The following is an 18,175-nucleotide window of genomic DNA, read 5'->3' on the forward strand; positions in this document are numbered from 1 at the left end:
AAGCTTCAGGCCACGCGGCCTCGCGTCGGAGGCGCCCCTTTATGGTGAAATGGTCCGAGCTGAAACGGGCGTCTGACATCGTCCTGGCCGTCTGGCCCCACTACCGTCCCCTGTTCGAGCGCTGGTTCATGCAGGAGCTCATCGACAAGGGCGAACTCGCGCCGATCTGGCGCGAGCGCATGGTGCCGGGGGATAACGACACGGTCTTTGCCGACCATTATTCCGATCGCGAAGCTGCCATCGCGGCCGCCAATGCACTCAATCCAACCTTGCGGCAGGCACTCTCCGCGCGTCCTATGGACCCCGTCGTCAAGCGATCGCTCGAACTCAAGATCGACAAGGCCCTGCAGGCGAAACAGCGTCTGCAAGACGAAGAAGCGCTGATGCTAGTGGAAGCCTTGCGCCGTCACACCGATGACGAGCCGCCGGACGCCGCCGCCCTGAAGCTCGCGCCGGACTCCGAGCGCTATCGTCAGGACCTCGCCGAACAACTGGCCGAAATGCCCTATCTGAGGGTGGCCAAAGTGGGTCGCTCGAACAACCGATGGACCCACGCCCTTCTATATCTGGGCCCGGATGGCGTTTGGTCGAAACCCTATCAGGCCGGCGAGAAGGCCGCACTGACCGCCGAACGCGCGAAGATCGCCAATGGATACGGTCTGAGCGCCAGCACTCATTGGGGAAAGGCAAAGGCGAAAATCCGACAGATCCTTTTGCCCCGCGCCAATCAATTGCTTCAGCTCGCGAGCGTTCAGCGGATGCTCGCCGAAGCTCTTGCACGGGGCGAACGTGTGCTGGTCTCAAACGGCATTGTATTCTGGTACGAGCCGGATGGTGGTGTCGGCTGGCAGGTCAAGGAGACATCATCGACGCGCGAGTCCGAAGGCGCGACGATCTGGAAGGAAGGGACGATCCTCTCTACCAATCACGGCCGCCTCGTTGTGCTGCCGTATGTCAAGGAGGACGGTGAGCACGTTCGCGGACACACTAAGAACGGCCCAAATGACGGACGTGCCTTGCCACGTCACCGTGATCATTATGTAGAGATTCCGTTCTCGCTCTACGACGGCGACCTCATGATCGGCTTGTTCGGCGAACTTCCTTACGAATGAAGAAGTGGAGCGCTAGCGATCTAAACAGGAATAACCATGGCTGCTGATTGGACGCCGGTATTCGTCCTGCCGAATATTCCGCTGGAAGCTGCGATCGGCTGCGAGATCGCCGCGCTCGCTCCCGCGCACGACCGCCGCGTTGCGGCCCTCAAGCGGACGCACCCGACGCTCAGGCGCTTCCTCAACCGTTTCGCCGATAACTTCGGACAGAAATTCGAACCCTCGGTCCTGATCCTGGACACGGCCGCGCCACCGATCTTTCGCGACGTCACGGCGCTGGCGAGCTTCCGCGACCTCATCGCGCTCTCCGCGGTCACGCACGGCCGGGCGCTGGAGCTCCGATATCCGCGCGGGCATCGCGTGCTCTTCGGCGAGGCCTTCGCGATCTACCCCTGGATGCTCGACCGACACTACGAGGATGTGATCGGCAGCACGCCGGCAATTCTCGGCACGCATGAGCTCTCTCGCTTCAAGGGCCAATCGACGCCGGCCCTGTTCCGCACGTCGCTCGGGGAAAGCGACATCGACCAGCCGCTCCTTTCCGCGCTCATGTCGCGCTGGCGTCGACGCTATGAAGCTGCAGAGCCCGCCTGGGAGGACGTTGCGCTAATGCGCTCGCTCAACATGGCGTATCACGCTTCGCTCCTGCCGGCCGGGACGGACACGACCTTCTACGACGTCGGGCGGGTCGTCTCGCTCTGGGTCAGCGCTTTCGAGATTCTCGTGCATCCCGGCGGAAACGGTCAGGCCAACCGGGACAAGGTGTTCGAGATGATCGAGCGGACGCAATGGGCAATCCCGTCAAGCGGCCAGCTCGCGCACGACACGGGGGGCAAGACCAAGGTGAAGCGCACGTTGGCGTCTTGGCTCTACCAAGTGCTCTACGAATGCAGAAACGACTTTCTCCACGGGAATCCCGTCGAGCACGGCAATCTCTTCCTCCCCACGCCGCAGCGGACGATCTTCGAATATGCTGCGCCGCTCTACCGCGTCGCGCTGACAGCATTTCTTCCCCTCACATACGCTGTCACCATGCCATCGGCCAAAGACGCGCGCGCGTTCGGCGCCTATATCGCCGATCGCATGGACTTCATGGCGCCGCAGAAATCCACGGAGGAAGCGCTCCTGACCGCGACGCGCCCGCCAGCGGGCCGCGGCGCGCGCCGCGCTCGGGTCACTCGCCCTGCCCCCTAGTTGTCGGAGTCAGCGTCCGGCTCCGCGATCAACTCTTCCGCCAGCTCCGAGAGCCACGGCGACACGTCCTCGATCTGGACCGCGCCGGCATGGACGGCGTAATAGTCCCCGACCGTCCGAAACGCCTCGCCGAACCGGTCCGCGAATATCTTCTGCAACTTGTCATTCCGGCTCAGCACGCTCGATAGGGCGCGACCGCCCCGCAGGAATTTGAGCGCGTGTTCGGTGCCGAGCAGGTAGAGATATTTTCGCTTCGCCGTCGGATGCTCCGCGAGCAGCAGATAATCCTTGAACACGGAATTCTGGCGGATCGATTCCGCGCCGCCCCGCCATCGAATGAATTTGAACTCGGCGACCCGAAGGTTGGTCTCCAGGTCGAACTCGCGCCCGGTATTCCCGGCGCCGAGCGAGACATATTCGACTCGCTCCCCTGGTTCGAGGATGTGCGGAAGGCAGAGCAAGATGCCGAGCGCGTGGATCGTCACATTGATCTGCCCGGCCAGGCGCTTCATTTCGGCCGCCGCTGCCAACGCTTCCCGACCCACGCCAGCGCCCTCAAGAAAGCTTGCGCAATCCTTCGCCGCCACGCCGCGCACCGCGCTCTCGATCCGTGCAAGCGTCTGTGTCAGGTCGGGGCCCGTGAACCGCAAGAGCAGATCGCGAATATTCGCAGGATTGGTCACACGCCCGCCTTGGCGGCGAAACGAAGCCGATCGATCTGATTGTAGTTGATCACCGCCGGGTCGGAGCCGATCACCGGAAATCGGCTCACCACGTAATGCACCACCTTGTCCATCCCCAGCTCCTGCTTGAGCAGATGCTCGCGACCCCGCTCCTTCTTCAGCGCGCGCGCATAATAGTTCGTCAGGGACCGGTTATATCGGACGAACAGCGCGCGCTCAGCCTCGATCTTCGAGAGATCAATCCAATTATTCTTGCACTGGATATTGAAGATGACACCGCCGCGCGTGGCGACGACGTCGAACTCCTTTCGATTGATCCGTTTGATGTCTGTGACGGTGAATTCCATGCGCACAAGATCGCGTTTCACCATGTCTTCGAAGATGAAGCCCGCGTGGATCTGAAAGCGCCGGCGGCTTCCGAGGTGGACATTCTTGAACGCGTAGAGAAACCGCGACAGAAGGTTGACGTTCGAGACGATCCGATCCCCCAAATCCAGGAACGGCTGATAAGCATTGGTGTTCGTCGCGTAGTCCGAGGGCTTGTTGACGAGGAGCGTCTCAAGCTCCGCGGGGTCCAGCTCGGACTGCGCACGCAGCATCGACCGAAACTTCTCCTTTTCGATCTCGACGTAATAGTCGTCGCGGCAATGGCGCGCGAAGGCGATCACCAGCAAGCCCATGACGGAAAAGTCGGAGTCCTCGAGGCCGAATGCCTCGTAGGTCGCGCCGATCAGCCTCACTCCGTTCCGCAGCTCGGCCGCTGAAAAAATCTTCCTTCGATCCAGCGCCTCCATGGCAGGCATCGTGAACTGATCACCGCGCAGCTCAGCCATCACATGGATCGACGCGCGCTCCGGTTCGAGAAAATAGTCGTCCAAGGTCTCGAAGCCGTGGCTCGCCATCGCGCCGATGCTGTCAATCTCCAGATGGAAATCCGGCAGCGCATCGAGAAGCGCGAGTTTCTGGTGAAAGCCGGTGATCGCGACGCAGCTATGCTCGACCTGCGGCAACAACACCGCGAGCGCGTCGTGTCGCTCAAGAACCGCCGAACCGGAGCATGCATAGGGCATGGTGTAGAGCAGCGAGACGAAGTGCCGTCGCCGCGACTGAAAATAGTCGACGGCGCCGCCGATCGTGTCGAGCGTGATCTGAGCGCTGCGGGCGTCTTGGCCATGCATGGCGAAGGCCACACCCATCGCGCCCGCGTACAGCATGGTCCGCGTGAACCGAGCAATCACCGACGGCTCGAGATGGGGCGCGAGCGCCCGGCGCACGGCCAGCCATGTCGGACCCGGGTTCGAAACGAACGGACCGTCCAATCGTATCGCGCACAACCAGGTCCGGAGCTGATCATCCGCAATCCCGAATTTCACCAGGTTGATGAACTCCTCAACCGCCCGGATCGTCTCATGCCACGCAGCCACCGCGTCCTCGCGCCGATACTGCGCGAGGACGGAGAGCACGCCGTTGCCATGCGCGGCCAACTGGCTCTCAATAAGGGCCTTCGCCTCATCTCCCGATATCGTGCGCGTGGCGCCGCCAGCACCGCCGTTAACCATTGCAGCCCGGTCTGATGGTTTCGACCAGTGTTCCTTCAGCGACGAAGCGCGAAAATTCGTCCCGCTGTGTCGGCACACCAAGCTTCAGGGCCTGCAGCACCTCGCAGTATTCCTCCCGCCTGACATGTAGATGATAGTCGTTGCACATACGCTGTAAGGTACGTTGGGCCAGGCTGAAATTCGAGACTGCCGCGGACCGATTTCATGGGAGGGGAATGCTTTCCCCTACGTCCGAGCCTTCGTCTCGGCCGACCCCTTCGGCGGGGAGACCCCGCAACGCCCCCTAGAGTGAGAGTGCGGACCGGCTTTGCCCGTGACGGGTTGAGGGCTGGGAGAGAGGCTTCCGGCGCCCGTCGCGGAGATGCGCGATGTCCAGAAAGATCGCAACTGCTCGCGCCGGCCAGGACCGGGCGAGCCTCTATGACGAAATCACCGACAAGATCATCGCCGAGCTGGAGACCGGCCGCGTGCCCTGGGTCCAGCCATGGGGAACGGCGGCGAAGGCGCCGCTCGCGATGCCGAGGAACGCCGCCACCGGCCGGCGTTATTCCGGGATTAATGTTCTGATCCTTTGGGGCGCGGTGGTCGAACACGGCTTTCCCGGCCAGAGCTGGCTCACCTTCCGCCAGGCGCTCGCGCTCGGCGGCAATGTCCGCAAGGGCGAGCGCGGCACGACCGTCGTCTATGCCGACCGCTTCGTGCCCGACGACGAGAAGCGGCGCGCCCGCGAGACCGGCGAGGAAGCCCAGACGATCCCGTTCCTGAAGCGCTTCACGGTGTTCAACGCCGCGCAGTGCGAGAGCCTGCCGGAGGACGTCGCCATCGTCGCGCCCCCGCCGGCGCCGGGCCTGATCGAGCCGCAGGTCGAGGCTCTGATCCGCGCCACGGGCATCGACTTCCGCATCGGCGGCAACCGCGCCTTCTACCTGCCGGCGCTCGACTATGTGCAGGTCCCGCCGCCCCAGGCCTATTTCGAGCCGATCAACTGGCACCGGACCGCGCTGCATGAGCTCGGCCACGCCACCGGCCATCCGTCGCGTCTCGGCCGGGATATGGCCGGCAGCTTCGGTTCCAAGAAATACGCGTTCGAGGAGCTGGTGGCCGAGATAAATGCCGCGTTCTGCTGCGCCTCGCTCGGCATCGTGCCAACTGTGCGGCACGCGGACTATATCGGCTCGTGGCTGGATGTGATGCGCGAAGACAACCGCGCCATCGTCCGCGCAGCCAGCCAGGCGAGCAAGGCCGCCGACTGGCTGCTCGGCTTCGCCCCCGATTTCGGGTTGCGAACGCCGGAGTTGGACGATGAACGCGAGGCGGCGTGATGAAGCTTCGGTGGATATCGGTGTGTTGCCTCGGGCGCGGCTATTTTTGCGCGCAACTTCCGGTGATTCCTGGGGTAATTAGGAATCGAAGCTGAGACGGTGCGCCAATGGAGAAGTACCACATCAAACTTACGAAAGAGGAGGCCGAGCTATTATCGAAGATCGACCTCCGCTCTCATCATGCCCATCATGACGATGGTCGTGCAGCATACCTGAATAACCAAGAGCCGATCCTGGCACTTCTCAAGTCCCTGAGCGCGCGGAAGGCCGTGCCGGAGGTGTCATTCGGCCTGCAATATTGCCCCCCTAAGCCGGGGGTTCGGCGTCCAAAATTGACCCCCACCACTGGGCTATTGCGCCACCTGCTTTGGGCTAAAGCAGGTGGTTGGGGATGCTGGTTGTGGAGACGATTGCGCGCATACGGCGCGAGCACTTCATCAAAGGCAAGACGATCAAGGAGATCGCCCGTGACCTGAAGGTGTCGCGGAACACGGTCCGGAAGGTGCTGAGGTCGGGAGAGACCTCGTTCGAGTACGAGCGGTCGGTGCAGCCGCGGCCAAAGCTGGGACGATGGGCAGTAGAGCTTGACGGATTGCTGGCGGCGAACGCGGCCAAATCGGCTCGTGAACAGCTGACGTTGATCCGGATCTTCGAAGAGCTGCGCGGCCGCGGCTACGACGGCGGTTACGATGCCGTGCGGCGTTACGCCAGGCGGTGGAGCAAAGAACGCGGGCAATCGACCGCGGCGGCTTATGTCCCGCTGAGCTTTGCCCCAGGCGAAGCCTACCAGTTCGACTGGAGCCACGAGGTGGTCTTGCTGAGCGGGACCACGGTGATGGTGAAGGCCGCCCATGTCCGGCTCTGTCACAGCCGCATGCTGTTCGTGCGGGCCTATCCGCGGGAGACGCAGGAGATGGTGTTCGACGCCCACGACCGGGCGTTCGCCCTGTTCAAAGGCACCTGCACCCGCGGCATCTACGACAACATGAAGACCGCCGTAGAGACGATCTTCGTCGGTAAAGGGCGTCTCTACAATCGCCGCTTCCTGCAGATGTGCAGCCACTATCTGGTCGATCCAGTCGCCTGCACGCCGGCGTCGGGCTGGGAGAAGGGGCAGGTCGAGAACCAGGTCGGGCTGGTTCGGGAGCGCTTCTTCACGCCGCGGCTGCGGTTCAAAAACCTCGACGAGTTAAACGCCTGGCTGCTCGACAAATGCATCGCCTATGCCAAGGCTCATCGCCATCCGGAGCTGGTCGATCAGACGATCTGGGAGGCGTTCGAAGCCGAACGCCCCAAACTCGTTCCCTATGCCGGCCGCTTCGACGGCTTCCATGCGGTGACGGCATCGGTCTCGAAGACCTGCCTGGTGCGCTTCGACAACAACAAGTACTCGGTCGCAGCCAGCGCAGTCGGACGGCCGGTCGAAGTTCAAGCCTATGCCGATCGCATCGTGATCCGTCAGGATGGACGCATCGTTGCCGAGCACCCGCGATCCTTTGGCCGCGGCGATACCGTCTACGACCCGTGGCATTATGTGCCGGTGCTCGCCCGCAAACCCGGCGCCTTGCGCAACGGTGCTCCCTTCAAAGACTGGGTGCTGCCGGCCGCGATCGAGCGGATCCGGCGCAAGCTTGCCAGTACCGAAGATGGCAATCGGCAGATGGTCGACATCCTCAACGCGGTGCTGACTGACGGTCTGCCCGCGGTGGAAGCGGCCTGTGCCGAAGCGCTCGGTCATGGCGTCCATTCCGCCGATGTCGTGCTCAATATCCTGGCCCGTCAACGTGAACCCGCCCCACCGGCCAACATCATGACGCCGGCCGCACTGACGCTCCGTCATGCGCCGATTGCCGATTGTGCCCGCTACGACAACCTCCGGAGGACCATCTGATGGAACGAACCCAAATCTTCGACCTCATGGGCGAACTCAAGCTCTACGGCATGAAGGCTGCCTTCGACGAGATCATGGCAACTGCCGTCAAGCGCCAGCACGAACCTCAGCGCATTGTCGGCGACCTGCTCAACGCCGAGATCAACGAGAAGCAGGCCCGCTCGATCAAGTACCAGCTCACCATCGCCAAGCTGCCGCTTGCCAAGGACATCGCCGACTTCCAGTTCGACGGCACGCCGATCAATCAGACTCTCGTCAATGATCTCGCTGGCGGCGGCTTCATCGCCCAACAACGCAACGTCGTGCTGGTTGGCGGCACCGGCACAGGGAAGACCCACCTGGCCATTGCTATCGCCAGAAGCTGCATCCGATCCGGTGCCCGCGGCCGCTTCTTCAACGTAGTCGACCTCGTCAATCGCCTCGAGACCGAGACCCGCAACGGACGGCAAGGACGGCTCGCCGAGCATCTGACCCGGATGGACTTCATCGTGCTGGATGAACTCGGCTATTTGCCCTTCGCCCTGTCCGGTGGCCAGCTCCTCTTCCACCTCGTCAGCCGGCTCTATGAGCGCGCCTCCGTCATCGTGACGACCAATCTCGCCTTCGGCGAATGGCCGAGCGTGTTCGGCGACGCCAAAATGACCACGGCGCTGCTCGACCGATTGACGCATCACTGCGACATTGTCGAGACCGGCAACGATAGTTGGCGGTTCAAGAGCCGAGACGACGATCACGCCACCCGCGCTCGTCTCGCCTCCGCTATCCCGGCCAGCTCCGACGAGACGAGCGCTACCAGCAAAGCCCGCCGCACGAAGGGGTCAAAATTGGACGCCGATGAGGGGTCAAATTTGCAGGCCGATTGACACGTCGCGGAGTAATCCCCGATGGCTACTGCAGTTCAGAAGATCGTCCTGTCGTCCTCGCGCGACATCCCTTTCAACAAGCTGGTGCTCAGCCAGTCCAACGTCCGGCGAGTGAAGGCCGGCGTCTCGATCGAGGACCTGGCGGCCTCGATCGCGCGTCGCGGCCTCATCCAGGGCCTCAGCGTCGTGCCCGTAGTCGACGCCGTAGGCCAGGAGACCGGCATGTTCGAAGTGCCGGCCGGCGGCCGCCGCTTCCGCGCGCTGGAGCTGCTGGTCAAGCAGAAGCGCCTCGCCAAGATCGCGCCCGTGCCGTGCGTGGTGCGCAAGCGCGACGACGAGGTCCTGGCCGAGGAAGTGTCCCTGGTCGAGAACATCGACCGCGCGCCGCTCCATCCGCTGGACCAGTTCCGCGCCTTCCAGGACATGCGGGTGAAGGGCAAGACCGAAGAGGAGATCGCCGCGGCGCTCTTCGTGCCGGTCCAGGTGGTCAAGCAGCGCCTGCGCCTCGCCGCCGCGTCGCCCAGCTTGCTCGACGTCTATGCTGAGGACGGCATGACGCTCGACCAGCTCATGGCCTTCACCGTCTCCGACGACCACGCTCGCCAGGAGCAGGTCTGGGAGGCGATCAAGGACGCCTGGTCGAAGGAGCCGTATCAGATCCGGCGCATGCTGACCGAGACGACGGTGCGCGCCTCGGACAAGCGCGCCGTCTTCGTCGGCGTCGAGGCCTATGAGGCGGCGGGCGGCGTCGTCATGCGCGACCTGTTCCAGTCCGACGATGGCGGCTGGCTGCAGGATGCGGCGCTGCTCGACAGGCTGGTCGCCGAGAAGCTGAAGGCGACGGCCGAGACGATCGCTGCCGAGGGCTGGAAGTGGATCGAGGTCGCCGTCGGCTTCCCCTACGACGCCACGCGCGGCCTGCGAGAACTGCAGGGCGAACCGCTCGACCTGACTTCCGAGGAACAGGCGACGATCGAGGCGCTCAACGCCGAATACCAGAAGCTCGAAGCCGAGTATGAAGGCGCCGACGAGCTGCCCGACGAGGTCGACCAGCGGCTCGGCGAGATCGAGACGGCGCTTTCCGCCTTCGAGACCCGTCCGGTCCGCTTCGACGCCGACGATATCGGCCGCGCGGGCGTGTTCGTCTGCATCGCCCATGACGGCAGTGTCGCTATTGATCGCGGCTATGTCCGGGCCGAAGACGAAGCGCCCGAACCCGGCATCGAGACCGACGGGGGCGAGACCGAAGGTCAGCCGGGCGAGCCCGGTGCGCCGGTCGTGCAGCGCGCCGTCATCACGATCGGCGGCCAGCCCGTCGAGGCGGAGGACGACGAGGACGACACGATCAAGCCTCTGCCCGAGCGCCTCGTTATCGAGCTGACGGCCTACCGCACGCTCGCGCTGCGCAACGCCGTCGCCGAGAACCCGCACGTCGCCATGACCGCGCTCCTCCACAAGCTGGTCTCGGACACCTTCATGACCCGCATGTACACGGGCGCCATGGAAGTCGGGGTGAAGCACATCTTCTTCCCGGCGCAGGACGATGCCCTGAAGGACAGCCCTTCGGCGCGCGCGGTCCAGGATCGCCACGCCGCCTGGGCCGGGGACATCCCGAAGGAGGACGATGCTCTGTGGGACTGGCTCGCGGGCCTGGACGACGCCAGCCGGATGGCGCTGCTGGCGCATTGCGTCAGCTATGGCGTCAACGCGCTCTATGAGCGGCCGAACCCGCACAGCGCCGGCGGCGTGTCGCAGCACACGCTCGACATGCGGCTCGCCCAGGCCGACCGCCTGACGAAGGCGACGGGCCTCGACCTGGTGGAGGCCGGCTGGCGCCCGACCTTCGGTAACTACCTCAACCGCGTGACCAAGCCCCGCATCCTGCAGGCCGTCCGCGAGGGCGTCGGCGAGCAGGCGGCGCAGCTTATCGACCACCTGAAGAAGGGCGACATGGCCAAGGAGGCCGAGCGCCTGCTGGCCGAAACCGGCTGGCTGCCCGAGCCGCTGCGCCTCATCGACGATGCCGAGGCGCCCACGCCGGAGATCGAGGCCGACCGCGAGGATGCCAGCGACGATGATGGCGCGGCACTGCCCGCATTCCTCGCCGACGACGAGAAGGAGGTCACTGCCGAGACCGACGCCGGTGAACTGCACCTTGTCGCGGCCGAATGACGAGCCGCCGGAGCGGCTTCGGCCGCTCCGGCCATTACCCCCAAAGAGCATAACCATGCCGCGATACACACCGTCGTCACGCCGCGTTCTCTTCCAGTTCCTCGTTCCCGTGCATGTCGAGGTCGAGGACGGGCTCGTCGGCCGCGTGACCATCATCGACGAAACCCCGGTGTGCGATCCCGTCGTCGTCGAAGGCGATCCCGCCTATCTCGCCGACGCCGTGCGCGCCGCCGACGACGGCCAAGCCTGGCCATCCTGGCAGTTCGGCTACTAGCCGCCGCCACCCTGAACCCACTCCGAGCCCGGCCCGAGCGCCGGGCTCTTTTCGTTTCCGGAGCCCGCCATGACCGATTTCTCTACCCGCTATTCCTGCCTGCTCGACGTCGGCACGTCCGCAAACGCCGCACGGGCCTTCGACATCTACGCCGCCCTGATGGCCGACAACGGTCGCGAGGACCCGCCGGCCGAACCGTTTCACCTGTCGGTGACACCCCAACACGGTGCGTCGCAGCTCTGGTTGCGCGACCCCGGCACCGCCGATCCGCAGCTCGCGATCACCTTCGTGACGCGCTGCGCCGAAGCGTTCGGGCTGACCGGCCGCTGGGGATTCCAGTGGGCCGGCATCGCCTCCAATCCCGTGGTCGACGGCTTCTCGGGCGGCGCCCATGTCCTCGATCTCGTCACCGGCGAGACGATCGCGTGGATGAGCACCGGCCGCTGGCTCGCCGACCGGCTTGCCGAGGGAGGCGCGCGATGAGCATCCCCGACCATGCCTGTCCCAACTTCCAGACTCTGCTGCGTGCCGCGACCAGCGGCGACCTGGCGCTGATGGAATGCACTGACGTGGCGACGGGCGAACCGCGCTACGTCATCTGCGCAGTCGGGCGCGATGACGGCGACTTCGTCTTCACGCCGTTCGGCCATCTCACCGACGGCAATCCCTTCGAGATCTACCGCCCGCCGGAGGCCTCGGCATAGGGGCGCACGGCATCGAAGAGACCCGCGACGGCCGCGCGGGCCTTCGACGCAAAGACCTGATCGCCGTCGAAGCGATCGAAGGCATGGCGCGGATAGTAGGCGTTCAACACCGCAATCACATCGGCCAGTTCGTCGCCCGTACCGACCATCCCGGACTTGCCGGCGTGCGCCAGGCCCTTTTCGAGATCGTGGCGAACGTCCCGGCGATAGCGATCGTCGCTCCATCCCTGGCTGGAAAGATACGCCTTCAACCCAAGCTCGGCCGCGATCGCGGTCATGTAGCAGCTGTCGCGAGGATCGCCGGTCTCCGCCCGAGCTGGTGACGGCAGAAACGCCTCGCCATTGGCAAGCACGGCGCGCGCTCGTTCGATCTCTTCGCGCGCCACTACCAGACCGCCACCTCCCATTTCCCGTTGACGCGGGCAAAGCCGATCGGCCGGTTCTGCGGGCTCGCGTTCGGCTTGGTCGGATCGAGCACGATCTGCGTCATGCAGGTGACGCCGGGGCCCACGCCCCCCGGCGAGCAATCGCCGAGCTTCAGCGTCGCGTTCGCCAATGACGTGCCCGAGAACAGGCGGTGGCGCCGCACGGCTGCGGTCGCCTCGTCCTCGCTCGGCTGGGCGACGCCGGCGACGACGGCCGCAGATGCGGCGACCGGCGCGATCACCGGTCGGAGCACGAAGCCCGCGACGAAGCCGACCGCCAGACATGCCGCGCCGAGAATGCCGATCGCGCTGCCCTTCATCTCGCCTCCCATGCCCCGCATCCGGCACAGCGCGCAGGAATGGCGCGAGGCGCAGGGGCTGTTTTCCCTATAAGAACTTAGCGTCCCATCCGCGCCGCCGGAAGCCGGTGCGGCAGGCCGGGTTGCGCCCGCGCCAGAGTGAGAGGATGGCCGGGACGGGTTTGAGCCCGTCCGGTCGAGAGAGAGCGCCGGGCCGGCCCACCCTTGTCCCGCTCTCCGAGGTCTCCCTCCATGCTTCCTGCTCCGAACCTCGCCGCCGCGGCGTCGCTTCCGCTTGGCTCCTCCCCGCTACCGGCCCCCGCCGTCCTTGCCGCCGCCGAGCGCATCTTCTCCCACCTCGAACAAGGCCGCACCATCGATGCCGCCATGCTGCGTAGCGCCATGGAGGACGCCTTCGGCGCGTCCGACGCTGCCGGCGCCTGGGACTGGAAAACCGCCTATGACGCCTGCGAGGCCGCAACCGTCCTGTTCCTGCGCAAGTACGGAAAGCCGCTTTTCCGCAAAGCCGCGTCGCCGGCTTCACGGCTGTCGACGCTCACCAAGATCGTCGCACTGCTGCCGACGCACACGCGCCGATCCGAGGAGGCGCAGGCTTTTCAGCAATTCTCGACGCCGGTCCCGCTCGGCCTTGCCGCGCTGACGGCGGCAACATTGACCTCGGCCGACCGCGTGCTGGAGCCGTCCGCCGGCACCGGACTGCTCGGCGTCCTCGCCGAGACCGCGGGCGCATCGCTCATCCTCAACGAGCTGGCCGAGACCCGCGCCGATCTTCTCGCGTCTCTCTTTCCGGCGGTGCCCGTCACGCGCTTCGACGCCGCCCAGATCGACGACCATCTCGATCCGGCCGCCGTGCCGAGCGTCGTCATCATGAACCCGCCGTTCTCCGTGATGGCGAATGTCACCGGGCGCGTTGCCGACGCGGCCTTCCGGCATGTCGCCTCGGCGCTCGCCCGTCTGGCCGACGGCGGGCGGCTCGTCGCTATCACCGGCGCCAACTTCTCGCCGGAGCTTCCGGCCTGGCGGGACGCTTTCGTCCGGTTGCAGGCGCGCGGCCGCGTCGTGTTCACCGCCGCGATCGCCGGCTCGGTCTATGCTAAGCACGGCACGACGATCGAGACCCGCCTGACCGTCATCGACAAGACGCCGGCCGAGGACCCCGAGCATTTTCCGGCCTCCGCCGGCATCGCACCCGACGTCGCGACGCTGCTCGGCTGGATCGACGCGCAGCTTCCCGAGCGCCTGCCGGTCGCGATCGCGCATCCCGCCGCGATGTCAGCCGCCACACCGCGCACGGTGCGCGGCTATCTCGCCCGCGCGGCGACGGCCCAGCCTGCCCGTCGGATCGCCCAGCTCGAAGGCGTGCCGCTCGACTATGAAACCATCGACTGGACGCCGCCGAAGAGCGGCCGCCTCTCGGACTCGATCTATGAGGCCTATGCGCTCCAGTCGATCCGCATCGCCGGCGCGCAGCCGCATCCGACCAAGCTCGTGCAGTCCGCCGCCATGGCCTCGGTCGCGCCGCCGAAGCCGAGCTACCGGCCGACGCTGCCGACGCCGATCGTCGCCGACGGCATCCTGTCCGACGCCCAGCTCGAGACGGTCATCTATGCCGGCGAGGCCCATGGCGAATATCTCACCGGCGCCTGGACCGTGGACGAGACCGGCGATCTCGTCACCGCCGCGCCGGACGATGCCCCGAACGCGGTTCGCTTCCGCCGTGGCTTCATGCTCGGCGACGGCACCGGCGCGGGCAAAGGGCGCCAATCGGCCGGCATCATCCTCGACAACTGGCTCCAGGGACGCCGCAAGGCCGTCTGGATCTCCAAGTCCGACAAGCTGCTCGAAGACGCCCAGCGCGATTGGTCGGCCCTCGGCATGGAGCGCCTGTTGGTCACGCCGCTCTCGCGCTTCCCGCAGGGCTCGGCCATCCGTCTGCCCGAAGGCGTCCTATTTCTAACCTACGCTACGCTACGGTCCGACGACCGCGGTGAAAAGCTTTCACGCGTCAAGCAGATCGTCGAATGGTTGGGCTCCGATTTCGACGGAGTGATCATTTTCGACGAGTCCCATGCGATGCAGAACGCCGGCGGCGCCAAGGGAGAACGAGGTGATGTCGCCCCGTCGCAGCAAGGCCGTGCGGGCCTCCGGCTCCAGCACGCGCTCCCGAACGCCCGCGTGGTCTACGTCTCCGCGACCGGCGCGACCACCGTCCACAATCTCGCCTATGCCCAGCGGCTCGGCCTGTGGGGCGGCGCGGATTTTCCCTTCGCCAACCGCGCCGAATTCGTCGAGGCCGTCGAAAATGGCGGCGTCGCGGCGATGGAAGTGCTCGCCCGCGACCTGCGCGCGCTCGGCCTCTATACGGCCCGGTCGCTCTCCTATGACGGGGTCGAATACGAACTCATTGAGCACCAGCTCACGCCCGAGCAGACCCGCATCTACGATGCCTATGCCGGCGCCTTCGCCATCATCCACAATCATCTCGACGCGGCGATGCAGGCCGCCAACATCACCGGCGACAGCGGCACACTGAACCGGCAGGCGAAGTCGGCCGCGCGCTCGGCCTTCGAGAGCGCCAAGCAGCGCTTCTTCGGCCATCTCCTCACCAGCATGAAGACGCCTACGCTGGTCCGCTCGATCGAGCAGGACCTGGCGGCCGGCCATTCCGCCGTCATCCAGATCGTCTCGACCGGCGAAGCCCTCATGGAGCGTCGCCTGGCCGAGATCCCGACCGAGGAATGGAACGACGTGCGCGTCGACATCACGCCGCGCGAATATGTGCTGGATTATCTCGCCCATTCCTTCCCGGTGCAGCTCTACGAGCCGTTCTCCGACAGCGAAGGGAATCTGTCGTCGCGGCCGGTCTATCGCGACGGCCAACCGGTCGAGAGCCGCGAGGCCGTCGCCCGCCGCGACGAACTAATCGAACGCCTCGCATTGCTGCCGCCGGTCCCGGGCGCGCTCGACCAGATCGTCCAGCGCTTCGGCACCGATGTGGTCGCCGAGGTGACAGGACGCTCGCGGCGCGTGGTGCGCAAGGGCGAGCGGCTCGCCGTGGAGAACCGCGCGGCGTCGGCCAACCTCGTCGAAGCAGCCTCGTTCATGGACGACGACAAGCGCGTCCTCGTCTTCTCCGACGCCGGCGGCACGGGCCGGAGCTATCACGCGGACCTCGCTGTCCGGAACCAGCGCCTGCGCATCCACTATCTCCTGGAGCCCGGCTGGAAGGCCGATGCGGCGATCCAGGGGCTCGGTCGCACCAACCGCACCAATCAGGCGCAGCCGCCGCTCTTCCGGCCGATCGCCACCGACGTGAAGGCCGAGAAGCGCTTTCTCTCGACCATCGCGCGCCGGCTCGACACGCTCGGCGCCATCACGCGCGGCCAGCGCCAGACCGGCGGCCAGGGCCTGTTCCGGCCCGAGGACAATCTCGAATCCCACTATGCGCGCGATGCGCTGCGCCAGCTCTACCTGTTGCTCGTGCGCGGCAAGGTCGACGGCTGCTCGCTCGATCGCTTCGAGACCGCGACCGGCCTCAAGCTGATGGACGATACCGGCATCAAAGACGAGCTGCCGCCGATCACCACTTTCCTGAACCGGCTGCTGGCGCTGACCACCGAGCTGCAGGGCATCCTGTTCACCGCCTTCGAGCAGCTCCTGACGGCGAAGATCGAGGGTGCGATCCGCAGCGGCCACTACGACGTCGGGCTGGAGACGCTGCAGGCCGAGAGCTTCGTGGTCACAGACAGCCAGGTCATCCACACCCATGCGGGCACCGGCGCGGAGACGCGCCTGCTGGCCATCACCCGCCGGGAGCGTAATCGGCCGACGCCGCTGGCCGACGCGCTCGATTATCTCGCCGATCCACGGGCCCGGCTGCTGGTCAATGGCCGCTCCGGGCGCGCCGCCGTGCAGGTTCCCGCACCGTCGATGATGCTCGACGACGGCGAGATCGAACGCCGCGTCTGCCTGATCCGGCCGATGGAGCAGCACTATGCGCCGCTGCGCATGATGGACGAGAGCCATTGGGAGGAAGCCGACCGCGACCGCTTCGCCATCGCATGGGAGGCCGAGCTTGCCGACGTCCCGGAATTCTCCGACAGCACGATCCACATCGTCGCGGGCCTGTTGCTGCCGATCTGGAAGCGCCTGCCGGACGAGTCGACCAGGGTCTACCGGCTCCAGACCGATGCCGGCGAGCGCATCATCGGCCGCCGGGTCTCGCCGGCCTGGGCCGCCAACGCCGCCTCGCAGGGCGCAACCACGCTAACGCCCGAACACGCCTTCGCCGCGCTGGTGGAGGGCCGCACGATCCTTGATCTCGCCGAAGGTCTTCAGCTTCGCCGCGCCGGCGTTATGGACGCCTATCGCCTGGAGCTGACCGGCTTCACCGAGGCGATGCGCGAGCGGTTGCGCGCCTATGGCCTGTTCACGGAGATCATCACCTGGAAGCTGCGCTTCTTCGTGCCCGCCGACGGCACCGGGCCGGGCATACTTGCCAAGTTGCTCGACACCTATCCGGTGGCGCGCATCTCGGAACGGGAGGCCGCGTGATGTCCCGTCACGACGCTTCCGATCTCGCCCAGCGTCTCGGCAGGCAGGCCGAGGCGGTGTGCCGTCACTATCTGTCGAGCGGCCGGCGCGAGGGCCGCTACTGGCTGGTGGGCGATGTGCGCAACACGCCGGGCCGCTCGATGTATGTGCGGCTGAAGGACTCGCCCAAAGGGCCGGCCGGCAAATGGACCGACGCCGCGACCGGCGAGCATGGCGATCTCCTCGACGTGATCCGCGAGAGCTGCGGCCTCATCGACTTCAAGGACGTCGCCGACGAGGCACGTACTTTCCTCAGCATGCCGCCACCCGAGCCGATGCCGGCAAGCCCGCGTCAGGCCCCAGCGCCGCACGGTTCGCCCGAGGCGGCCCGCCGCTTGTTCGGCATGTCGCAGCCGATCACGGGCACGCTCGTACGGTCGTATTTACGCGAACGCGGCATTACGGATTTACGCGGAACCGGAAACCTGCGCTTCCACCCACGCTGCTATTATCGGCCAGACGAGCATTCGCCGACCGAGACCTGGCCGGCAATGATCGCCGCCGTCACCGACCTTGGCGGCAAGATCACAGGGGCGCATCGAACCTGGCTCGACCCGCGGCGCCGCGACAAGGCGCCGCTCGACACGCCAAGGCGCGCGATGGGCGATCTTCTCGGCAACGCGGTCCGCTTCGGCACAGGCAGCGAAGTCATGGCGGCCGGCGAAGGCATCGAGACCGTCCTGTCCGTCAGGCAGGTCTTGCCCGACATGCCGATGCTGGCGGCGCTCTCCGCAGTCCATCTCGCCGCCATCCTGTTCCCGGACACGCTGCGGCGGCTCTACATTCTGCGCGACGACGATCCGGCCGGTGACGGTGCGCGTGACAGCCTCGTCGAGCGGGCGAACGCGGCCGGGATCGAGGCGATCGTCATCTCGCCCCAGCTCGGCGACTTCAACGAGGATCTCCGCACCCTCGGCATCGACGCGCTCAGAAGCCAGACCCGGATACAGATCGGGCCGCAGGACGTCGCACGCTTCATGGCGCTGGCGGCCTAGCAGGCAGGAGGAAGGTGGCGGCGGTGCCGCCATAGCCGTCCGGATGCCCCATACCGTCTGAGAGGACC

General features: G+C 65.9%; 14 protein-coding genes and 1 pseudogene. 11 read left to right on the forward strand and 4 right to left on the reverse strand.

From position 1 onward, the window contains the following. Window positions 1–41: 41 nt before the first annotated feature. Together CWS35_RS27215 and CWS35_RS27220 are read left to right on the forward strand one after the other, a co-directional pair. A complete protein-coding gene (locus CWS35_RS27215) occupies window positions 42–1,112 on the forward strand; it encodes a hypothetical protein (RefSeq protein ID WP_100954816.1) in 1,071 nt (356 codons plus the stop codon). A 36-nt stretch (window positions 1,113–1,148) separates the two neighbouring features. Beyond that, window positions 1,149–2,306 (forward strand): hypothetical protein, encoded by a 1,158-nt coding sequence (locus CWS35_RS27220; RefSeq protein WP_100954817.1) that lies wholly within the window; start codon window positions 1,149–1,151, stop codon window positions 2,304–2,306. On the opposite strand, the gene CWS35_RS27225 is transcribed toward CWS35_RS27220, so the two are convergent. Together CWS35_RS27225 and CWS35_RS27230 are read right to left on the reverse strand one after the other, a co-directional pair. Then, entirely contained in the window at window positions 2,303–2,902 is a 600-nt protein-coding gene (locus tag CWS35_RS27225; RefSeq protein WP_245438691.1) for a hypothetical protein, read from the reverse strand. The genes CWS35_RS27220 and CWS35_RS27225 overlap by 4 nt on opposite strands. Before the next feature lie 83 nt (window positions 2,903–2,985). Then, window positions 2,986–4,548 (reverse strand): hypothetical protein, encoded by a 1,563-nt coding sequence (locus CWS35_RS27230; RefSeq protein WP_157817239.1) that lies wholly within the window; start codon window positions 4,546–4,548, stop codon window positions 2,986–2,988. Between the two features lie 368 nt (window positions 4,549–4,916). Here CWS35_RS27230 and CWS35_RS27235 point away from each other — a divergent pair, with 368 nt between their 5' ends. The 7 genes and pseudogenes from CWS35_RS27235 to CWS35_RS27265 all read left to right on the forward strand — a co-directional run bounded on the left by CWS35_RS27235 (window position 4,917) and on the right by CWS35_RS27265 (window position 11,774). Then, the gene (locus tag CWS35_RS27235; protein WP_100954820.1) at window positions 4,917–5,870 is read left to right on the forward strand and encodes an ArdC family protein; all 954 of its coding nucleotides are present in this window, start codon (window positions 4,917–4,919) and stop codon (window positions 5,868–5,870) included. A gap of 391 nt (window positions 5,871–6,261) precedes the next feature. After that, window positions 6,262–7,752: pseudogene (gene istA, locus CWS35_RS27240) on the forward strand (IS21 family transposase); the annotation flags it as partial. 8 nt (window positions 7,753–7,760) lie between these two features. Further along, window positions 7,761–8,624, forward strand: a complete 864-nt coding sequence (istB, locus tag CWS35_RS27245) for an IS21-like element helper ATPase IstB (RefSeq protein WP_100952425.1) — start codon at window positions 7,761–7,763, stop codon at window positions 8,622–8,624. 21 nt (window positions 8,625–8,645) lie between these two features. After that, the gene (locus tag CWS35_RS27250) at window positions 8,646–10,796 is read left to right on the forward strand and encodes a ParB/RepB/Spo0J family partition protein (RefSeq protein ID WP_100954821.1); all 2,151 of its coding nucleotides are present in this window, start codon (window positions 8,646–8,648) and stop codon (window positions 10,794–10,796) included. A gap of 55 nt (window positions 10,797–10,851) precedes the next feature. After that, on the forward strand, window positions 10,852–11,070 hold the full coding sequence (locus CWS35_RS27255) for a hypothetical protein (RefSeq protein WP_100954822.1): 219 nt from the start codon (window positions 10,852–10,854) through the stop codon (window positions 11,068–11,070). 69 nt (window positions 11,071–11,139) lie between these two features. Beyond that, window positions 11,140–11,553 (forward strand): hypothetical protein, encoded by a 414-nt coding sequence (locus CWS35_RS27260; protein ID WP_100954823.1) that lies wholly within the window; start codon window positions 11,140–11,142, stop codon window positions 11,551–11,553. Next, entirely contained in the window at window positions 11,550–11,774 is a 225-nt protein-coding gene (locus tag CWS35_RS27265) for a DUF6117 family protein (RefSeq protein WP_100954824.1), read from the forward strand. Before CWS35_RS27260 ends, CWS35_RS27265 begins: the two co-directional genes overlap by 4 nt. On the opposite strand, the gene CWS35_RS27270 is transcribed toward CWS35_RS27265, so the two are convergent. Together CWS35_RS27270 and CWS35_RS27275 are read right to left on the reverse strand one after the other, a co-directional pair. Continuing rightward, window positions 11,747–12,160 (reverse strand): HEPN domain-containing protein, encoded by a 414-nt coding sequence (locus CWS35_RS27270; RefSeq protein ID WP_100954825.1) that lies wholly within the window; start codon window positions 12,158–12,160, stop codon window positions 11,747–11,749. The genes CWS35_RS27265 and CWS35_RS27270 overlap by 28 nt on opposite strands. Further along, a complete protein-coding gene (locus tag CWS35_RS27275; RefSeq protein ID WP_245438693.1) occupies window positions 12,160–12,531 on the reverse strand; it encodes a hypothetical protein in 372 nt (123 codons plus the stop codon). Before CWS35_RS27275 ends, CWS35_RS27270 begins: the two co-directional genes overlap by 1 nt. 219 nt (window positions 12,532–12,750) lie before the next feature. Between CWS35_RS27275 and CWS35_RS27280 the strand changes: the two genes are divergently transcribed. Continuing rightward, window positions 12,751–17,073, forward strand: a complete 4,323-nt coding sequence (locus CWS35_RS27280) for a strawberry notch family protein (RefSeq protein WP_100954826.1) — start codon at window positions 12,751–12,753, stop codon at window positions 17,071–17,073. Continuing rightward, a complete protein-coding gene (locus tag CWS35_RS27285) occupies window positions 17,073–18,107 on the forward strand; it encodes a toprim domain-containing protein (RefSeq protein ID WP_100954827.1) in 1,035 nt (344 codons plus the stop codon). The genes CWS35_RS27280 and CWS35_RS27285 overlap by 1 nt, the downstream gene beginning before the upstream one ends. Window positions 18,108–18,175 lie beyond the last annotated feature (68 nt).

Origin of the sequence: Bradyrhizobium sp. SK17, assembly GCF_002831585.1 — a bacterium.
Taxonomy (GTDB): Bacteria; Pseudomonadota; Alphaproteobacteria; order Rhizobiales; family Xanthobacteraceae; genus Bradyrhizobium.

What these genes read in the sequence shown, in the direction of transcription:
- CWS35_RS27215 (WP_100954816.1), top strand. Translation starts at nt 42, where the DNA reads ATGGTGAAATGGTCCGAGCTGAAACGGGCGTCTGACATCGTCCTGGCC.
- CWS35_RS27220 (WP_100954817.1), top strand. Translation starts at nt 1,149, where the DNA reads ATGGCTGCTGATTGGACGCCGGTATTCGTCCTGCCGAATATTCCGCTG.
- CWS35_RS27230 (WP_157817239.1), bottom strand. Translation starts at nt 4,548, where the DNA reads ATGGTTAACGGCGGTGCTGGCGGCGCCACGCGCACGATATCGGGAGAT.
- CWS35_RS27235 (WP_100954820.1), top strand. Translation starts at nt 4,917, where the DNA reads ATGTCCAGAAAGATCGCAACTGCTCGCGCCGGCCAGGACCGGGCGAGC.
- istB (WP_100952425.1), top strand. Translation starts at nt 7,761, where the DNA reads ATGGAACGAACCCAAATCTTCGACCTCATGGGCGAACTCAAGCTCTAC.
- CWS35_RS27250 (WP_100954821.1), top strand. Translation starts at nt 8,646, where the DNA reads ATGGCTACTGCAGTTCAGAAGATCGTCCTGTCGTCCTCGCGCGACATC.
- CWS35_RS27255 (WP_100954822.1), top strand. Translation starts at nt 10,852, where the DNA reads ATGCCGCGATACACACCGTCGTCACGCCGCGTTCTCTTCCAGTTCCTC.
- CWS35_RS27260 (WP_100954823.1), top strand. Translation starts at nt 11,140, where the DNA reads ATGACCGATTTCTCTACCCGCTATTCCTGCCTGCTCGACGTCGGCACG.
- CWS35_RS27265 (WP_100954824.1), top strand. Translation starts at nt 11,550, where the DNA reads ATGAGCATCCCCGACCATGCCTGTCCCAACTTCCAGACTCTGCTGCGT.
- CWS35_RS27275 (WP_245438693.1), bottom strand. Translation starts at nt 12,531, where the DNA reads ATGGGAGGCGAGATGAAGGGCAGCGCGATCGGCATTCTCGGCGCGGCA.
- CWS35_RS27280 (WP_100954826.1), top strand. Translation starts at nt 12,751, where the DNA reads ATGCTTCCTGCTCCGAACCTCGCCGCCGCGGCGTCGCTTCCGCTTGGC.
- CWS35_RS27285 (WP_100954827.1), top strand. Translation starts at nt 17,073, where the DNA reads ATGTCCCGTCACGACGCTTCCGATCTCGCCCAGCGTCTCGGCAGGCAG.